Genomic DNA, 2,964 nt, shown 5'->3' on the forward strand with positions numbered 1-2,964 from the left:
ACATCGTCGACGAGACCGCGAAAATAGCCGGTAAGGAGGCCAAGCGCCGTGCCGGCTACCGTCGCCAGCAAGGTTGCCAGCGGTGCGACGGTCAGGATGTCGCGCGAACCGACGATGACGCGCGAGAAGACGTCGCGGCCGATCTGGTCGGTGCCGAACCAGTGTTCGGAAGAGGGCGGCGCCAGCGCGTTGATGATGTCGTCGGCGAGCGGATCGTAAGGTGCGAAATGCTCGCCGAACAGCGCACAGGCAACCCAGAACAGCACGATGGCGAAACCGACAAGGAATGTGCGCGAGCGCAGCAGCGAGAAAAAGACCTCCGCCAGCGGGCTGCGCCGGCGCGTGTCGTCTGGTGTAGGAGAGCTGGTTTGGACGGCGCTCATTGATCTGACCCCAGACGGATACGCGGATTGAGCACGGAATAGAGGAAGTCGGCGACAAGGGTGGCCACGGCATAGACAATGCCGATGGTGAGGATGCCCGACTCCAGCATCGGGAAATCCTTGCCGCGCGCGGCGGTGAAGATCAGCGACCCGATGCCCTGGTAGCGAAACAGCGTTTCGATGACGACAAGGCCGCCGATGAGGTAGCCGGTCTGCGTCGCGATGACGGTGATGGTCGGCAGCAGCGCATTGCGCAGCACATGCCGCCAGATCACCGTGCGCCAGGGCAGGCCCTTCAGCACGGCCGTTCGCGTGTAGTCGGAATCGAGCGCCTCGATCATGCCGGAGCGTGCCATGCGGGCGATGTAGCCGAACAGCACCAGGAACAGCGGCAGCGAGGGCAGGATCAGGTAATAGAGCTGCGTGAAGAAGCCGGCGTCGCGCGGCCATGCGGCCGATATCGGCAGCCAGCGCAGCCAGACACCAAAGATCAGGATCAGGATGATGCCGGTGACGAATTCCGGCAGCACCGTCACCGACAGGCCGCCGAGACTGATGATGCGGTCGAGCGGGCGGTTGAGGTTGAGTGCGGCGACGACGCCGCCGAGGATGCCGATCGGCACCACCAGCACGAAGGCGACCGCCGCCAGCTTCATCGAATTGCCCAGCGCATCGATGACGAAAGGCGCGACCGGCGAGCGGAAGATGTAGGACGTACCCATGTCGCCCTGGACGAAGTTGGAGATCCAGCTCCAGTATTGCGTTAGCAGCGGGCGATCGACGCCGAGCGTGTGATTGAGCGCGTCGACCGCGCGCTGGTCGGCGAACGGGCCCAATATGGCGCGCCCGACATTGCCGGGCAGCACCTGGCCGCCCAGGAACACCATGATGCTGAGCAGGAACAGCGTGACGAGCGACAGCGAGACACGCCGGACAAGGAAGGAGAGAATGGCTAGGACTCCTTGTGGAGCCAGCCCCCATGCGGGAGCTGGCTGTTAGAGGATTGGCTTTCCCTTCCGTTCAGGCCTTCGATGCCTTATCGAGGAACAGCTGCGACATGGCGGTCGGCTGCACGCCGGCCACACCCTTCGCCGTCGCCGTGAGATAGTCATAGAAATAGCCGAAGATGACAGGCGTTTCTTCGAGCAGCAGCTTCTGGATCTTGCCGGCGTCGGCCTTCTGCGCCTCGAGATCGAGGGCCGCGATGTAGCTGGTCGCCAGCGCGTCATAGTCCTTGTTCTTGAAGTGTGCCGCGTTCCAGGTGCCTTCACTCTTCAGCGGTGCCGCGAGATAGACGTTCGGCACGCCGCGGTGGCCGTAGTCGGTGATACCCATCACCGAATCCAGCCAGTTCGACTTGCCGAACACTGCGTCTCCGTAATAGCCGCTCTGGTCGAGGATGTTGAGGTCGAGTTGGACGCCGATCTCCTTGACCCAGTTTTGGATCAGCTGGGCGTATTCAGGGATTTCCAGGTAGCGTTCGGTGGTCAGGGTTATCTTGAAGCCCTGGCCAAGGCCGGCTGCTTCCATGAGCTGCTTGGCCTGGGCGATATCCTGCTTGCGCTGCGGCACGCTCGTATCGGTCGAAGGGTAGACGGCGGCGAACGGGCTGTCATTGCCCAGAGCGGAGCGTCCCTTCATCAGGCCGGCGGCCAGCTTGTCGCGATCGAGGCAGAGCGCAATGGCACGGCGCACGCGCGCATCCTTCAACGGGCCCTCGTCGCAGCGCATGTGCAGTTGCTGATGGGCCGACGACTTCAGGCTGATGATGTCGACGTTCGGATCGTTGAGCAGAGCGACGCCGGCCAGCACGGGCATCTGGTTGATGATGTCGACCTGTCCGCCCTGCAGCGCCAGGATCTGCGGCTGCATATCGGTGAAGAAGGTGAATTCGGTGCGTTCCGGCAGTGCCTTCGGACCCCAATAATCCTCGTTGCGGACGAAGGAGGCGCCGACCTTTGCCGTGTATTTCTCAATTTTGAACGGCCCGGTGCCGTCGAAGCTCTTCTCGTAGTCGCCCTTGTAACTCGCCGGGATGATGACGGCGTTGTAGTTGTCGGACGACAGCATGTAGGGGAAGTTGCCGTTCGGCGCATCGAGGTGGAATTCCACCGTGTAGTCGTCGACCTTCTTGGAGGCGCCCTTCTGCAGGATGCCGTTGAACACCGACAGCGCGTTGGACGAGTTTGCCGGATCGGCAAGGCGGTCGATGCTGGCCACGACGTCGTCGGCCTTCATCTCCCCGCCGCTGTGGAATTTTACGCCCTTGCGCAGCTTGAAGGTCCAAACCGTGCCGTTGTCGTTCGGCTTCCAGCTCTCGGCCAGCGCCGGTTGCAGCACCAGGTCGGGGCCGTCGACACAAAGGAATTCCGCAACCTGCTGCATCACCAGCAGGCCGCCGGCGTCCGCAATGGTGACTGGGTCGATCGTTGCTGCCGGCACGCTGCTGGCGACACGGATGGTGGCGCCGGGTGCGCCTTGGGCACGCGCCAGCGACGGCATGCCGCCGAGGCCGGCGGCCATGCCGATACGGCCCAGCAGCGGCAGCGACAGGCCGAGCAGGCTGCCGTGACGGACGAAG

Annotated in this window: 3 protein-coding genes; all 3 read right to left on the minus strand. The window is 63.4% G+C overall.

Features of this window, described 5'->3' with window-relative positions; translation table 11 throughout:
• Window positions 1–383 (minus strand): ABC transporter permease (locus EN939_RS27810; RefSeq protein ID WP_442919567.1); only part of this gene is annotated, 383 nt, incomplete at its 3' end.
• Entirely contained in the window at window positions 380–1,333 is a 954-nt protein-coding gene (locus EN939_RS27815; RefSeq protein ID WP_127270253.1) for an ABC transporter permease, read from the minus strand. The genes EN939_RS27810 and EN939_RS27815, both read right to left, overlap by 4 nt.
• Window positions 1,334–1,403: 70 nt before the next feature.
• Window positions 1,404–2,964: ABC transporter substrate-binding protein (locus EN939_RS27820; protein ID WP_164751276.1), on the minus strand; the 1,561-nt coding region annotated here is incomplete at its 5' end.

The organism is Mesorhizobium sp. M7A.F.Ca.CA.002.05.1.1, from assembly GCF_003998335.1.
Classification (GTDB): Bacteria; Pseudomonadota; Alphaproteobacteria; order Rhizobiales; family Rhizobiaceae; genus Mesorhizobium.